Origin of the sequence: Paraburkholderia sp. SIMBA_030, from assembly GCF_046535245.1 — a bacterium.
Lineage (GTDB): Bacteria > Pseudomonadota > Gammaproteobacteria > Burkholderiales > Burkholderiaceae > Paraburkholderia.
This window is the reverse complement of record NZ_JAWRXB010000005.1, coordinates 199,769-215,393: the sequence shown is the minus strand read 5'-3', so window position 1 is coordinate 215,393 and position 15,625 is coordinate 199,769. Positions and strand designations below refer to the sequence as shown.

General features: G+C 64.0%; 12 protein-coding genes. 7 read left to right on the top strand and 5 right to left on the bottom strand.

What is annotated here, in order from left to right; translation table 11 throughout:
• The first annotated feature begins 1 nt into the window (after nucleotide 1).
• From SB772_RS10440 to SB772_RS10430, 3 genes are all read left to right on the top strand, one after another.
• Nucleotides 2-1,465, top strand: a complete 1,464-nt coding sequence (locus SB772_RS10440; RefSeq protein WP_410833178.1) for a glucose-6-phosphate isomerase — start codon at nucleotides 2-4, stop codon at nucleotides 1,463-1,465.
• The gene (locus tag SB772_RS10435) at nucleotides 1,462-2,691 is read left to right on the top strand and encodes a glycosyltransferase family 4 protein (protein WP_410833177.1); all 1,230 of its coding nucleotides are present in this window, start codon (nucleotides 1,462-1,464) and stop codon (nucleotides 2,689-2,691) included. Before SB772_RS10440 ends, SB772_RS10435 begins: the two co-directional genes overlap by 4 nt.
• Before the next feature lie 91 nt (nucleotides 2,692-2,782).
• Nucleotides 2,783-3,949 carry a glycosyltransferase family 4 protein gene (locus tag SB772_RS10430; RefSeq protein WP_410833176.1) on the top strand — a complete coding sequence of 389 codons (1,167 nt, stop codon included), beginning with the start codon at nucleotides 2,783-2,785 and terminating at the stop codon, nucleotides 3,947-3,949.
• A gap of 106 nt (nucleotides 3,950-4,055) precedes the next feature.
• Here the strand turns inward: SB772_RS10430 and gmd are convergent, their stop codons facing one another.
• The 4 genes from gmd to SB772_RS10410 all read right to left on the bottom strand — a co-directional run bounded on the left by gmd (nucleotide 4,056) and on the right by SB772_RS10410 (nucleotide 7,490).
• A complete protein-coding gene (gene gmd / locus SB772_RS10425) occupies nucleotides 4,056-5,099 on the bottom strand; it encodes a GDP-mannose 4,6-dehydratase (RefSeq protein WP_410833175.1) in 1,044 nt (347 codons plus the stop codon).
• A 36-nt stretch (nucleotides 5,100-5,135) separates the two neighbouring features.
• Nucleotides 5,136-5,894, bottom strand: coding sequence for an SGNH/GDSL hydrolase family protein (locus tag SB772_RS10420; protein ID WP_410833174.1), 759 nt, complete (start codon nucleotides 5,892-5,894; stop codon nucleotides 5,136-5,138).
• On the bottom strand, nucleotides 5,891-6,985 hold the full coding sequence (locus tag SB772_RS10415) for an acyltransferase family protein (RefSeq protein WP_410833173.1): 1,095 nt from the start codon (nucleotides 6,983-6,985) through the stop codon (nucleotides 5,891-5,893). Before SB772_RS10415 ends, SB772_RS10420 begins: the two co-directional genes overlap by 4 nt.
• Before the next feature lie 337 nt (nucleotides 6,986-7,322).
• Nucleotides 7,323-7,490, bottom strand: a complete 168-nt coding sequence (locus SB772_RS10410) for a hypothetical protein (protein WP_410833172.1) — start codon at nucleotides 7,488-7,490, stop codon at nucleotides 7,323-7,325.
• Nucleotides 7,491-7,647: 157 nt separating this feature from the next.
• Between SB772_RS10410 and SB772_RS10405 the strand changes: the two genes are divergently transcribed.
• The 3 genes from SB772_RS10405 to SB772_RS10395 all read left to right on the top strand — a co-directional run bounded on the left by SB772_RS10405 (nucleotide 7,648) and on the right by SB772_RS10395 (nucleotide 13,831).
• Nucleotides 7,648-9,846 (top strand): hypothetical protein, encoded by a 2,199-nt coding sequence (locus SB772_RS10405; RefSeq protein ID WP_410833171.1) that lies wholly within the window; start codon nucleotides 7,648-7,650, stop codon nucleotides 9,844-9,846.
• Nucleotides 9,847-9,920: 74 nt separating this feature from the next.
• Complete coding sequence (locus SB772_RS10400) at nucleotides 9,921-11,387, top strand: flippase (protein ID WP_410833170.1); 1,467 nt, start codon at nucleotides 9,921-9,923, stop codon at nucleotides 11,385-11,387.
• Complete coding sequence (locus SB772_RS10395; RefSeq protein ID WP_410833169.1) at nucleotides 11,384-13,831, top strand: glycosyltransferase family 4 protein; 2,448 nt, start codon at nucleotides 11,384-11,386, stop codon at nucleotides 13,829-13,831. Before SB772_RS10400 ends, SB772_RS10395 begins: the two co-directional genes overlap by 4 nt.
• Nucleotides 13,832-13,975: 144 nt before the next feature.
• Here SB772_RS10395 and SB772_RS10390 read toward each other — a convergent pair whose 3' ends face one another.
• Nucleotides 13,976-15,187, bottom strand: coding sequence for an acyltransferase family protein (locus tag SB772_RS10390; protein ID WP_410833168.1), 1,212 nt, complete (start codon nucleotides 15,185-15,187; stop codon nucleotides 13,976-13,978).
• 244 nt (nucleotides 15,188-15,431) lie between these two features.
• Between SB772_RS10390 and SB772_RS10385 the strand changes: the two genes are divergently transcribed.
• Nucleotides 15,432-15,575 (top strand): hypothetical protein, encoded by a 144-nt coding sequence (locus SB772_RS10385; protein ID WP_165848068.1) that lies wholly within the window; start codon nucleotides 15,432-15,434, stop codon nucleotides 15,573-15,575.
• The last annotated feature ends 50 nt before the right edge of the window (nucleotides 15,576-15,625 follow it).

The following is a 15,625-nucleotide window of genomic DNA, read 5'->3' as shown; positions in this document are numbered from 1 at the left end:
GATGTCGACGATTACGCGAGCCGGCGAGAGTGGCGCTGGACGTTTGCTGTCCGGCGGTCCGCAGGAATGGCTGCCGCCGGCGTTACTGTGGCTGATCACGGCGGTGCTGATCGTCGCGCATCAGGGCACGGTGCTCACGCTCGCGTTTCCGGTGCTCGCGATCCTGACGGGCCTGTGGCTCTACTTCAAAAGTCCGGCGCGCTACATCGGTTTCATGTGGTGGCTGTGGTTCCTGAGCCCGGAAGTGCGGCGTCTCGCCGACTGGTCCAAAGGCTCGTTCACGCCCACCAGCCTGATTCAGGTCGCGCCGCTCGCGGTGACGATGATCAGCGCGCTCTCGCTGTTGCGCTACTACAGGCTGCTCGCGCAGCGACGCGGCTTGCCGGTGCTGCTGATCCTGTTGGGGCTTGCTTACGCGTTCATGGTCGGCGTGATGTCGAGCGGGCCGCTCGCCGCGACCTATGACCTCGCGAACTGGCTCTATCCGATCCTGATCGGCTTTCACATCATGGCGCACACGCGCCAATACCCGCAGTACCGCGCCACCATCGTCAATACGTTCATCTGGGGCATGCTGGTGATGGGCGGCTACGGGCTGATCCAGTTCTTCATCATGCCGCAGTGGGACGCGCTGTGGATGCTCGGCTCGCAGATGAACTCGCAAGGCGATCCGGTGCCGATGGGCGTGCGCGTGTTCAGCACGATGAACTCGTCGGGACCGTTCGCCTTCGCGATGATGGGCGCGATGGTCTACGTGATGGCGGCCACCCACCGGGTGCGCTGGATTGCGGCGGCGCTGGGCTTTTTCGCGTTCGCGCTGAGCCTCGTGCGCTCGACGTGGGGTGGCTGGGTGATCGCGCTGCTGATCCAGCTCGTCAAATCGAACAACAAGGTGCGGGTGCGGATCGTCGCGAGCGCGATCCTGCTGGCCGGCCTGTGCGTGCCGCTGCTGGCGGTCGGCCCGGTGGCCGAGCGGATGCAGGCGCGCCTGAACACCATCGTCAACCTCAGCGACGACCAGAGCTACGCCGCGCGTAACGAGTTCTACGCGACCTTCGCGAAGACCGCGTTCACCGACGTCTCCGGCGAGGGGATGGGCGCGACCGGCACCTCGACCAAGCTCTCGAACGACGGCGGCCAGCTCGGCCAGTACGGCAACTTCGACAGCGGCGTGATGAACATCCCGTTCGTGCTCGGCTGGCCCGGCACGCTGCTGTACATGTCCGGCATCGTCTGGCTGGTGGTGCGCGCGGTGCTCGCGTCGTTCAAGCTGCGCAACGACAAATACGTTTCAGCGTGCCTGAGCCTCAGTCTCGCGACCTTCGCGATGCTGGTGTTCACCAATTCGCTGGTCGGCACGGGTGGGCTGCTGCTTTTCATGAGTGTTTTTTCGATCCTTTCCGCGGTGCATTACGAAAAGATGAACCGCGGACGCACGCTATTTCTCCACGGAGGCACTGATTGAGAGTCGCCATTGTCACGCACGTCGTGCGCCATAACGACGGCCAGGGGCGCGTCAACCACGAGATCGCGCGCGCCGCCCTCGACGAGAATATCGGCGTGACGCTGGTTGCGTCGCATGTTGCGCCGGATTTGCTGGCCCATCCGGATGTCCGCTGGGTGCCGGTGAAAATCGGCCGCTGGTGGCCGACCAATCTGCTGCGCCAGCAGGTGTTCGCGTTCAAAAGCGCGATGTGGCTGCGCGCGCATCGACGCGAATACGACGTGCTGCACGTGAACGGCTTCATCACGTGGATGCCGGCCGACGTCAACACCTCGCACTTCGTGCATAGCGGCTGGTTCGGCAGCAAGTACTACCCGTTCGGGCTGACCAAGGGCGTGTGGTCCGCGTATCAGTCGGTCTATACGCGCTGCAACGCGTTGCTCGAACGCTGGGCTTACCGGCGCTCGAAGGTGATCACGGCGGTGTCGCAAAAGGTCGCCGACGAAATCCGCGCGATCGGCCTCACGCCCGACAATCGGGTCGACGTGATCTATAACGGCGTCGATACGCAAGGCTTCGCTGCGGCGCAAGGCGACCGCGCGCGCTTCGGCCTGCCGGCCGACGCGTTCCTGCTGCTGTTCGTCGGCGATCTGCGCACGCCGCGCAAGAACCTCGGCACGGTGCTGGCGGCGCTCAAGCATTTGCCCGAACACGTGCAGATCGCGGTGGCCGGGTTCCTGCCGGGCAGCCCCTATCCGGAGCAGGCGAAGGCGCTCGGCATTGCGCATCGGGTGCATTTTCTCGGCCTGGTGAAGGAGATGCCGGTGCTGATGCACTCGGTCGACGCGTTCGTGTTTCCGTCGCGCTATGAGGCGATGAGCCTGTCGCTGCTCGAAGCGATGGCGGCGGGCCTGCCGGTGGTCACGGCGCGCACGGCGGGCGGCGCGGAAATCATCACGCCGGAATGCGGCATCGTGCTCGAAGACCCGGACGATCCCAAGGCGCTGGCCGGCGCGGTCGCGCGGCTGGCCGCGAACGACGACGCGCGCCGCGCGATGGGCGTCGCCGCCAACGAGCTCGCGACCGGCTTCGGCTGGGCGCGGATGGCCGAGCAGTACATCGCGCTGTACCGCCAACTGGAAGGGCAGCAGAAGGACCGCCGGCGCAGCGAAGCCGAAACCGCGGTGGTCGCCAAGACCGATGTGCTGACGCTGAACACGCTGGCCGGCCAGAAGAGCGCGGAATGAGGCAGCGGGTATTGGTAACCCAGCGGGCAACGCATCGCCCAACCCATCGCGCAACGCAACACAACTCTCAGAACGCACAGGGGCAACAATCATGACGACGAGCTCAATCAAATCGCTGCAGATCGGGATGCACTGGTTTCCCGAGCGCGCGGGCGGCCTCGACCGCATGTACTACTCGCTGGTCGGCGCGCTGCCGGGCGCGGGCGTCGCGGTGCGCGGCGTCGTGGCAGGCTCGCCCAAGGTCGCCGCGGACACCGGCGGCGCGATCAACGGCTTCGGCCCGGCCGCGCAGTCGCTGCCGTTGCGGCTGATGGCGGCACGCCGCGCGCTGCGCCACGAGATCAGCACCGCGCGTCCCGACGTGATTTCGTCGCACTTCGCGCTGTACACCTTCCCGGGCCTCGACGTGACGCGCGGGATTCCGCAGGTGTCGCATTTCCAGGGGCCGTGGGCCGACGAGAGCCACGTGGAAGGCGCCGATTCGCTGGGCCAGCGCGCCAAGCGTTATCTGGAGCAATCGGTGTATGCGCGCTCGTCGCGGCTGATCGTGTTGTCCGAAGCCTTCGGCAAGATTCTGACTTCGCGCTACCGCATCGCGCCGGAGCGCGTGCGTGTGGTGCCGGGTTGCGTGGACGTCGAGCAGTTCAATCAGCCGATCACCCCGGCCGAGGCGCGCCTGAAGCTGCAATTGCCGCAAGACCGGCCAATCGTGCTGGCGGTGCGGCGGCTGGTGCGCCGCATGGGTCTCGAAGATCTGATCGACGCAGTGAAGCTGCTCAAGCGCCGCGAACCCGACGTGCTGCTGCTGATCGCAGGCAAGGGGCGGCTCGAAGGCGAGTTGCAGGCGCGTATCAACGAAGCGGGTCTCGAGAACAACGTCAAGCTGCTGGGTTTCGTGCCGGATCAGCATCTGGCGGCGCTGTATCGCGCGGCGAATATCAGCGTGGTGCCGACGGTCGCGCTCGAAGGCTTCGGCTTGATCACGGTCGAATCGCTGGCCTCGGGCACGCCCGTGCTGGTGACGCCGGTGGGCGGTTTGCCGGAAGCTGTGGCGGGTTTGTCGCCGAATCTGGTGCTGCCGGCAACCGGCGCGCAGGCGATTGCGGAAGGCCTGGCAGGGGCGTTGAAAGGCTCACTGAAGTTGCCGGACGCGGCTGCCTGCCGTCGCTACGCGCGGGATAACTTCGACAATTCGGTCATCGCGAGGCGCGTGGCGTCGGTGTACAGCGAGGCGATCGCGGCGGGTGGGATGCACTGAAGGCGCCGACGCTCAGTGTGAATGCAGCGTGTGGCTCGCCGCATTCACATCGGGTGAAACGTCGGCGATGCGGGTCCGGTGGCCGCTCGCGCGGCCGCCGTCCCGCTTAGAACGTCTCGTGATGCAGATTGCGGCCGAGATCCGCATGAACCATCATGTGGCACAACTGTTCGAGCGTGGTCTCCGGCTTCCAGCCGAGCTTCTCGCGGGCCTTGTCGGCGCAGCCGATCAGCAGGTCGACTTCCGCCGGCCGGTAGAACTTCGGGTTCACGCGCACCAGCGTCTTGCCGGTGGCGACGTCGATGCCGATTTCGCGCTCGTCCTTGCCCGACCATTCGATCTGATAATCCGCGGCGGCGAACGCCATGCGCACGAAGTCGCGGACCGTCTCGGTGCGGTTGGTGGCGAGCACGAAGGTATCGGGCTCGTCGGCCTGCAGCATGCGCCACATGCCTTCCACGTATTCGAGCGCGAAGCCCCAGTCGCGCTTCGCGCTCAGGTTGCCGAGCTCCAGCGTGTCCTGCTTGCCGAGCTTGATCTTCGCGACGGTGTCGGTGATCTTGCGGGTGACGAATTCGCGGCCGCGCAGCGGCGATTCGTGATTGAACAGAATCCCGCTGCTCGCGAATAGGTTGTACGACTCGCGATAGTTGATGGTGCTCCAGTGCGCGAACAGCTTGGCGACGCCGTACGGGCTGCGCGGATAGAACGGCGTGTCCTCGCGTTGCGGCACCGCTTGCACGAGGCCGAACATCTCCGAAGTCGACGCCTGGTAGTAGCGGGTCTTCGGATTCAGGATGCGGATGCCTTCGAGCAGGTTCAGCGCGCCGATGCCGGTCACTTCGGCGGTCGTCACCGGCTGGTCGAACGAGACGCCCACGAAGCTCTGCGCGGCGAGGTTGTACAACTCGTCGGCTTGCGCGCCTTCGAGCAGACGCAGCGTCGAGCCCAGATCGGTCAGATCGTGTTCGACCAGACGCAGATTCGGATGATCGATCACGCCGAGCTCGCGAATGCGCCAGAAGTTGACGGAACTGGTGCGCCGGTAGGTGCCGGTCACGTGGTAGCCCTTGTCGAGCAGCAGTTTGGTCAGGTAGGCGCCGTCCTGTCCGGATACGCCGGTGATGATCGCTTTGCGTGGTTGGCTCATAGCTTGCCTTCGATATTGGTAAGGAAAAAAAACGCTTCAGGAGGTGCCGTCCAGCAGCCGTCGCACCAGCGGATCGACAACACGAAAATCCTGTTCAGCCTTGAGCCGGTACAAGTCCGGCTTCGGATGCGCGCCGTCGGACATCAGCATCTTCCAGTCGGGCAGGCCGCTGATGTAGGCGAACTGGTCGACGAGCGGCACCTGCTGTTCGGCGGCAACCCGGCGTGTCATCGCGACCATCGCGGCGAGCCGCGCATTGAGCCGGTTGTCGGGCATCGGATTCGAGGTCTGCAAAACCGGCAGCTTGCCGAGCGCGCGGGCGGTTTTCACGAGCGTCGTTTCGGCCTCGTAGAACTGCTCGGGCGTCTGGTTCCGCATGACTTCGTTGATGCCGTAGTTGATCAGCACGATCTGCGCGCGCGAGGCCGCGAGCCGCTCCTGCCACGGCAAGGCAGCGGTGCGGCCGCGCGGCGTGCCGTCGCGCAGTTGGGCGGCCATCGTGCCGCCCACGCCGTCGTTCGTGACCTGCACGCGCTCGCCGTGCGTGGCCTGCAACGCATCCTGCAGATACGTCACGGCGTTTTGCGCTTGCGGTCCGCAGTGGCCGCCGCTGCATGAAATGCCGAGCGTGGTCGAATCGCCGTAGGCTTCGATCAGCACCTGCGCTTGCGGCGTTTGTGGCGTTTGCGGCTTTTGCGTTGCGCCGGTGCTGCCGGCATGCGCGTCGAGTGCGAGCGAAGCCACGGCCGAGGCAGCAGCCCCTATGCTCGCGGCGAGCCACGTGCGGCGCCTCATGCGCGGCTTTGCGGCGCTTGCGACGCGGCCCCCGTGACAGCCACGGCGCCGGCTGGCGCATGAGCGTTGCCCGCCGAGCCGAAGATCAAACGCCGTTCGAACGCGAACCACGTGATGCTGGCGTAGGCGAGGGTGATCGCGAGCGCCAGCGCCGCGGTTAGAAAACGGTTCAGATGCAGCGGCCACAGCGTATACAGCACGCTCAGATGAATCAGGTAAATCGTGTAGCTGATGGTGCCGATGTAGACCAGCACGGGATTGCACAGCAGCCGTTTGACGATGCCCTTGCTTTGCAGGGCGATGACCACGACGGAAGTACAAAGCACAAGGGAGATGCTGTAGAGCCCCGCATTCGAGAGCGGCGTATTCGCCGCGCGAAAACGCGGGTAATGCAGATGCAGCCACGCGAGCACGGCCAGCGCGGCGAACAAGCCGAACACCGCCAGCCCCTTGAACGGCTCCAGCGCATCGCGATCGCGCCGCACGGCGACCGCGAGCAGCGCGCCGGCCGCGAGCAGGTCCATGCGGAACGGCGTCAGATAGTAGATCGGCCAGAACGAGTCGAACCAGGGCGTGGCGACGGCGCGCAGCACCGGCACCGCGAAAATCAGCGCGGCTGCCACGTAGCCGAGCACGCGCTCGGGCACGAGCAGAATCACGAACGGCCAGAAAATATAGAACTGCTCTTCGACGGCCAGCGACCACAGCACGTTCAGGCTGTCGTGACCGCTCTGATCGAGCGCGTCGCCGATATTGGTCGCGAAAAACGCGTACCACTGCCAGTGCTGGGCCCAGCCGAACCCGAACAGAATCGACGACACCACCATCAGCAACAGATACGGCGGCAGGATGCGGCGCGCCCGGCGTGCGTAGAAATAGCCGAAATACGACTGCCGGCGCGCTTTGCGTTCGAGCAGGATGCCCGTAATCAAAAAGCCGCTCAGAACAAAAAACAGATCGACGCCCATCCACAGCGGCGCTTTCAGCGCGTGCTGCGCGAACACCGCGAGCACGGCGATCGCGCGCAAGCCGTCGAGCTGCACGATGCGGCGTGAATGGGAGGGCGCTGAGGGCAATGCGCTAGCTGTCATGAACCGTCCATGGTGTGAAGCGGATGGGCCGCGCGAAGGACCGGGCAAGGGTTCGGACGAACAGCCGGACGAACCGGCACGGTCGCTTCGCGTCGTAACGGAAGTGCAATCGATTCTAGGGAAAATAAATTGATGAAAAAACGGGAATGAAATGGATAAATGAATCAGATTGCAACAGGGTGTTTCGTTATCCATTCAAGGGGATTATTTATGCTTGCGCCGAGGTGACGCGAGCCGACGGCGCTCATGCGTAAGAAGTGCAGCACGCGCGCCGCGGCATCGGTAAAGATGGGCGCAAAGGCGCTGCCTCGATAATTTTTTTCAAGTCAATTACGCTTTAATCGATTTTTAAATCGATTTCTTTCACTGCGGTTAAAGCGGCGAATATTTTTGAATTATTTTCGATTTTCGTTGCGGTGTTTTTTCCGCGTAATGTGAGCTGTGCGGATTGGGCGGGCAAGGACGGCGCGTGGGTCGCGCGTTCCGCTGTCCCGTCTTTATCCATGGATCACAAGCCAGGTCATGTCCGTCGGGGTTCACGCAAACCAGTCTCACCGTTCTTACGCCGCTTCTTCGTTCCTTGGCTCCACTCATTCGATTGTTCTACGTTCGCGCGGGGCCGTGTCCCTGGCCGCGGCACGGCCCTGATTGGAGGAAATGCTTTGTCCCGTTTCACGTTCAAGACTGCGATCGCCATGCTCGCCTGTGCGGCCGGCATGGCAGCGGCATCGATCAGTTTCACGGTATCCGCGCAAACCGTGTTGAACGCGAAGACTTCATGGATCGGCAACACCTTCGGTTTCGGCGACGGCACGTGGACGCAGATCAACATCACCGCGATCGCGGTCGCGCCGGACGGCAAGGTCTATACGAACGCGCCATGGGACGAAAGCGGCGCCGAAGCCAGCGTCTACCAGAACGGCAAGATGCTCGGCTTCGCGGGCGGCACGCACGGCTGGGGCAACGGCGGCGGCAGCGCGATCGCGGTGAACCGCCGCTACGCCTTCGTCGCGATCGCGGTCGGCAACGAGAAGGGGCATCTGGTCGAGCAGGGCGTGTGGCCGGAGAAGGGCAAGCAGTGGTTCGGCATTTCGCGTCGCCAGATCGCCGACCCGAAGCGCGCCGCACCGTTCCAGCCGGCTGCAAAAACCGCCGATCCGCATGCGCAACTGGCCGCGGGCTTTCTGATGATGAACGAGGTGCCGACCGGCACCAGCGCTGAAATCGGCGGCCTCGCGGCGAACGACACCACGCTGTATGCCGCCAACACCGCGCGCGAGCGCATCGAAGTCTACGACGCCGAATCGATGCAGCAGAAAACCACCTGGAGCGTCCACGAGCCGGGCCGCATCGCGCTCGCACCTGACGGCACGCTGTGGGTGCTGAGCGGCACGCGCAACGATAAAGCGCCGCACGTCGAGCATTACACGAGCGCGGGCAAGCGCATCGACGAGACGTTCGCGCTGCCCGCCGACACGGTCGCCGTCGATATCGCCGTCGACGCGCAAGGGCGCGTATTGATCGCCGATAACGGCCCGCGTCAGCAGGTGCTGTTCTTCAGCAGGAGCAATGGCCGTTATGCGGAGTCGGGCACGCTCGGCGAGCGCGGCGGGATTTTCAGCGGCGTCGCCGGCAAGCCCGGGCCGCTGCGCTTTAACGGCCTGACCGGCGTGGGCGTGGATGCGCGCGGCAACGTCTACGTGTCGACCAACGGCATCGGCCCGCGCTACGAGCCGATCGGCGCGGGCCTCGGCGCGACGCTCGAAAGCTATACGCCGGATGGCAGGCAGAACTGGCAAGTGCAAGGGCTGCTGTTCGTCGACGGCGCGTGGGTCGACCCGTCGCGCCCCGACAGCGTCTACACCGGCAACAAGCGCTTCGAACTCGATCTCTCGAAGCCCGCTGGACAGGACTGGAAATACGCGGGTTTTCTGTCGAACCGCTTCAAGTATCCCGACGATCCCGTCCTTCACGTCGATCAATATCCCGGCCTGCCGATCGCCCGCAAGCTCAAGGGTCACACGTTCCTGTACCTGACGGACATGTATGCGGATCACCTGAAGATCTATCGCTTCGACCCGCAGCATGACGGCGAAACGGCGATTCCTTCGGGCTTCATCGCCGGGCGTGAACGCGCGGTCGCCAAGGTGCCGAATGCGCCGCCGGGCGGCGACTGGATCTGGCGTGACGTGAACGGCGACGGCAAGTTCAACGCCGACGAATTCACGCTCAACACCAGCGGAACGAAGCTCGCGGGCGGCTGGGGCTGGTGGGTCGATAGTGCCGGCGACATCTGGCGCACGCGCGATAACAGGGGCATCTACCGCTTCCGTTTCGGCGGCCTCGACGCCAAGGGCAATCCGGTCTACGCGTACTCGAACCTGACGCAGTACCCGGTGCCCCAGCCGTTCACCGAACTGCACCGCGCGATCTACGAACCTGAAACCGACACGATGTACGTGAGCGGCTATACGTCCGATATGCCGTTCGATCGCGGCTTCTGGAAAGAAGTGGGCCGCGTGCTGGTGCGCTACGACAAATGGTCGAGCGGCACGCCGGTGCAGCGCTATTCGATCACGCTGCCGTGGCAGACCGGCAAACCCATCGCGACGATCATCGGCCTCACCGTCGAAGGGCAGTACCTCTTCGGCGTCGAACCGGTCGGCGCGGTGCATGTGTGGGACAAGGACAGCGGCAAGGAGCTCGGCGTGATCCGGCCGGGCCCGGAAGTGGGCAGCGCGTCGGGCTGGGTCGACGTGCCCAACGGCATCAGCGCCGCCAAACGCAGCAATGGCGAGTACCTCGTGTTCGTCGAAGAAGACGCGCGCGGCAAAGTGATGATGTATCGCTGGAAACCTTGATGAAACGCATAACGTGACGGTTTTTCGCAATACCAGGCAATACCAGGCAAACGTAGTCAAACCCAGGGCATCCGATGGACAAAGGCATTCTCAAGAACGTAGCGATCAATTTCTTCGGGCTGGTTCTGCCGACCTTCGTATCGCTCGTGACCGTGCCGTCGTATATCAAGTTGCTCGGCGTCGAGCGCTACGGCGTGATCAGTCTCGTGTGGACGTTGATCGGCTACTTCGGGATTCTCGATCTCGGCATGAGCATGGCCGCGCAGAATCACATATCGAAGGCGCGCGCATCGGGCGACCAGAACGAGAGCGCCCGCGTGTTCTGGAGCGCGACGTGGCTGAACCTCGCGACCGGTGTGATCGGCGGCTTGATCATCTATTTCGGCGCGTTTCTGTACACCGCGTATTTCACCAAGGTGTCGCCGGCGTTGCAGCACGAAGTCTATATGGCGCTGCCGTGGCTCGCGGTGGCGATTCCGATCGCCAATGTGTCGTGGGTGTTCGCGGGCGCGATCAACGGCGCTGAGCGCTTCGGCGTCTACAACACCAACCAGACGATCGGCACCTTCCTGTTCCAGTTGCTGCCGCTCGGCGCCGCGTTGTGGCTGGGCGCGACCTTGCAGAACGTGCTGGCCGCAGCCGTGTTCGCACGGATTCTGGCGGCGATCCTGCTGGGCCGTTCCGCGCTGAAGGTGCTGGAGATTCGCAGCATTCTGCCGCCGCAGTTCGGTGTGGCCAAGGGGCTGTTCAACTTCGGCGGCTGGATGCTGATTGCGAGCGTCACCAACATGATTGCCGAATCGCTCGACCGCGTGATGCTCGGCACGAGTCTCGGCGCGCGTTTCGTCACGTATTACACGGTGCCGCAGAACCTCGTCACACGTTTGAACATCGTGCCGACCGCGCTGGTGCGCACGCTGTTTCCGCGGCTTTCGGCGGTGGGCCGGGCGGACGCCGACACCATCACGCAGCAGTCGCTCGAATTTCTCAATGGCGTGTTCACGCCGGTTGCGCTCGTGGCGATGCTGGTGCTGGAGCCGTTCCTGCATCTGTGGGTCGGCAATGAAATCGCCACGGTGGCGGCCCCGGTGGGCCGGATCATGATCGTCGCCGTGTGGCTCGTCGGGCAGGCCAACGTGACGCGGATTCTGATCCAGTCGCAGGTCAATCCGGCCACCGCCGCGCGGGTCGGTTTGTTCGAATTGCCCTTGTTTGCAGGGGCATTGTGGCTGGGCATCGCCCATTTCGGCCTGACCGGCGCGGCGATGGCCGTGGCCGGCCGGGCGCTCTTCGATTACGCGGTGCTGCTGCGCCTGTCGGCGATTCGCGCCCGGCAGATCGCGCTCGACATGCTCGCGCATCTCGCTTTCCTGCTGGCTAGCCTGTGGCTCGCCGGTTTCCTGCCGAGTCTCGCTTTGGCGATCGTCGCCGGTGTATTGATGGTGGGCGCGAATCTCGCCTGGTCCATCACGATGACGCCCGCCTTGCGCGATCTTGCGCGCTCACTGCTGTTGCGACTGAATCCGAGGAAAAGCGCATGAATAACGATGTCCTTGAAGAAGCCGTGCTGCAACCCACGACGCGCAGCGCGCTGGCTGAACTCACGACCGTCCCCGGCGTTCAGGCGCCGCCGCGCCGCGCGCCGCGCGCCTCCGGCAAAGCAGTGCGCATCGCGATCGTGCATGACTGGCTCGTCACCTATGCCGGCGCGGAGAAGGTGCTCGAGCAGATCGTCGCGTGCTTTCCGGACGCGGACCTGTTCAGCCTCGTCGATTTTCTCGACGACCGCAGCTTCCTGCGCGGCAAACCGGTCACGACCTCCTTCATCCAGAAGCTGCCGCTCGCGCGCACCAAATATCGCACCTATCTGCCATTGATGCCGCTCGCGATCGAGCAGCTCGACGTGTCGGCGTACGACGTGGTGATTTCGAGCAGCCACGCGGTCGCCAAAGGGATTCTCACCGGTCCCGACCAGGTGCATATCAGCTACGTGCATTCGCCGATCCGCTATGCGTGGGATTTGCAGCACCAGTACCTGCAGCAGTCGAAGCTGACCGCCGGTCCGAAATCGGCGATGGCGCGGCTGATTCTTCACTACATCCGCAACTGGGATATCCGCACGTCGAACTCGGTGGACGGCTTTGTCGCGAACTCCGACTTCATCGCGCGGCGCATCAAGAAGGTTTATCAGCGTGATGCGCAGGTGATCTTTCCGCCGGTCGACGTCGAGGCCTTTTCGCTCTGCACGGAAAAGGACGATTTCTATCTGACCGCCTCGCGGATGGTGCCGTACAAGAAGATCGATCTGATCGTCGAAGCCTTCGCGCGGATGCCGGAGCGCAAGCTGGTGGTGATCGGCGACGGTCCCGACATGCAGAAGATCCGCGCGAAGGCGGCGCCGAATGTCGAGATCATGGGCTATCAGCCATTCAAGGTGCTGAAGGACCGGATGAGCCGCGCCAAGGCCTTCGTGTTCGCCGCCGAAGAAGACTTCGGCATCTCGGTGGTCGAAGCGCAGGCCTGCGGCACGCCGGTGATTGCCTACGGCAAGGGCGGGGCGCTCGAAACTGTGCGCGATCTGTCCGAAACGCGGCCCACGGGGATGTTCTTCGACGAGCAGAGCGCGGAGTCGATCATCGCCGCAGTCGAGCGTTTCGATCAGCACGTGAAGCGTTTTTCTCCTCAGGACTGTCGGGGCAACGCCGAGCAGTTTTCGGCCGGGAATTTCCGCGAACGCTTCTTCGCGCATGTGCGGGCTGCGGTGCCGGCGCTGCGCGCGGCGACGCTGCCGCCATACGTTCCATATAAAGCGGAGCCGGCCGCCCATACGCCGCGCATCCTGGCTGTCGATCAGAGCGGCGTGCTCGGCGGCGCCGAGCTGTCTTTGCTGGAAATCGTCAAGGCATTGCGTACGCGCATCGAAGTCGTGCTGTTCGACGACGGCCCGTTCCGCACCGCGTTGGCCAAAGCCGGCGTGATCGTCAACGTGCTGGACGCGGACGCGTTACGTCATGTTCGCAAGCAAGGCGGTTCATTGCCGAAGGGGCAGGCGCTCAAGGGCCTGATATCGCTCGTGCGCGCGACCGCGAAACGCGCGCGCGACGCCGAGGTGATCTACGCCAACACGCAACGCGCGATGGTGATCGGCGTGATCGCCGGCAAGCTCGCGCGGCGGCCGGTGGTGTGGCATCTGCGCGATATCGTCAGCCCCGAGCATTTCGGCGGCAAGCAACTGGCGATCATCAAGTGGTGCGCGCGCTTGGGCCTCACGCACGTGATCGCCAATTCGGCGGCGTCGGCGCGCGCGTTCGCGGATCTGACGCGCTTCGACGAAAAGCGGATCGACGTGGTGTTCAACGGCATCTCTGCGACGCCGTTCGACGCCTTGCGCACGGTTGCGCAAGCGGCGTTGCGCCGGCGCCTGAACTTGCCGCAGGACGCGTTTCTGGTCGGCTCGTTCAGCCGCCTCGCGCGCTGGAAAGGGCAGCACGTGCTGCTCGAAGCGATGGTGCTGAATCCGCAGATGCACGCGGTGATGGTCGGTGCGCCGCTGTTCGGCGAAGACGCTTACGAGATCGAATTGCATGCCTTCGTCGCCGCGCACAAGCTGGGCGACCGCGTGCATTTCCTCGGCTTCCAGCACGACATCCCCGCGTGCATGTGCGCGGTCGACGCGGTCGTCCATACGTCGATCACGCCGGAGCCGTTCGGCCGCGTGATCGTCGAAGGGATGCTGGCGCAGCGGCCGGTGGTGGCGGCACGCGCGGGCGGCGTGCTGGAGATCATCGACGACTACGAGAACGGCGTGCTGTGCACGCCGGGCGACGCGCACGGTCTCGCCGATACGCTGGCCGAACTGCGCGCGAACGACGAACTTCGCAACAAGTTGATCAACAACGGCTATCAGACGGCGCTGAGCCGGTTTGGAACGGCGGCGTACGTGGAAGGCGTCGCGCGGATTCTGAAGCGCGTGGTGGACCGCTGAAACGGTTTAACGCGGGCCGGGTTGGCAAAGTCAGGCAGGAACCCGGCCGGTTCCTGTCGTCAGCGCGGCGGAGCAAAAGTTGTCGTTAGCGCAACGGAGCGAAAGTCTTGACGATCTTCGCTCCGTTTTTTTATCGCGAGCCGCTTAGGCCTGTTTCAACGCGGCTTTCGGCTTGAAACTCGCCGACCACTTCATCGCCGGCAATTCGACCAGCCGGTAGAACACATAGGCGACCGGCACGGCCACCAGCATGTAGCCGAACGATGGCCAGATCGACATTTGCAGCGACGAGCGAAACAGCAGCGACGACAGCAGCACGAAGATCGGCAGATGGATCAGGTACATCGAGAAGCTGAAATCGCCGAAGCGCGACAGCAGGCGCACGCCGGCCGTTTCGGCGCTGGCGGCACGAGGGCGCGCCAGCGCCTTGTACAGATAGAACGCGAAGCCGATCGCCCACAACTGGAACGCACCGTATTGACCGTAATGGAACGCCACGCAGCCGAGCGCGATGAACGCCGCGGCGAGCCCGTAGAGCCAGGCCGGCGAGCGCGCATCCGGCGCGCTACGGGCCTTCGCGTCGGCGATCCACGCGCCGAGCGTCCACGAGAACCAGTACGACGGGAAGAACTGGATATCGTGGCGCTCGAGCACGTAGGCGGACAGCACGTTGATCACGGCGACGATCGCCAGCACGGAAGTCATGCCCAGACGCCGGCGCAGCGCGAACAGCAGCGGGTAGATCAGGTAGAACTGGACTTCGAGCGACAGCGTCCACAGCGCGCCGTTCGACCCAAAAGTCTTGCCGGCCACGCCTTGCAGCGAAAACAGATTGACCAGGAACGCCTGCAGGCCGATCTCGCGGATCTTGTGGTTGACCGGCGGCAGCTGCAGGCTGATCCAGTCGAGCGCGAAGGTCAGCACCAGCGCCGCGAGCAGCACCGGATAAATGCGCGCGAAGCGGCGCACCCAGAAATTGCCGGTGTCGAGGCGGTAATCGGGATTTTTTGCCAGACGCAGCGCGGCGCTGCGATGAATGCAGTAGCCGCTGATCACGAAGAAAATCGGCACGCCGGCCGAGCCCCAGGCGATCGGGAACGTCAGGTACGCGGCAATCGCGTTCAGATTCAGCGCATGGCCGACGCTTTGATGGAAGGTCTGCATGCCGACCCATTCGACCTGGCGGCAATGGAAATATGCGACCAGCAGCGCGGCGAAGCCCCGCATGGCGTCGATCACATGTTCCTTACCGGCGCTGTCCGCGCGTGCTTCGCTCTGGACACGCGGCGGTGCCGCAGGGCGCGGCGGGGAGAGGGGCAGGGATGAGCCGGCGGCATCCAGTGCAGAGTCGCTCATGCGCGGTCCTTATTCTGACGGAGGAAAAAACCTGTTCCCGGGCGCGCCATGCGCGCCTGCGGTGCATCACATCGTAGTGCACGGCGGATGCGAAAAAATCGATAAAAAATCGCCTGCCAGCGCTAATTAAATGGCGGTTTTTGTGACGAATTGTAATTGCGCATAACGATGTGCAAAGACGAATTATTTGCTGATTTTGTCGTGCTAATTTACGACACGGATTCTCTGACCAGGGGGTGAAGTCATGAACCTGCATTTACTCGCCGGCATCGCCGTGCTGCTGATCCTCGTTGCCGCCTCCGCGTACCGCGAGGCGCTGCGCAACGAACCGATCCGTCGTTTTCGCATCAACCCGGGCAAGCTGCCGCAACTCGAAGAAAACGAGTAAGCAGCATAGTCACGGTCACCTCCATTCGCGTCCGGACCCGGTTCACCCGG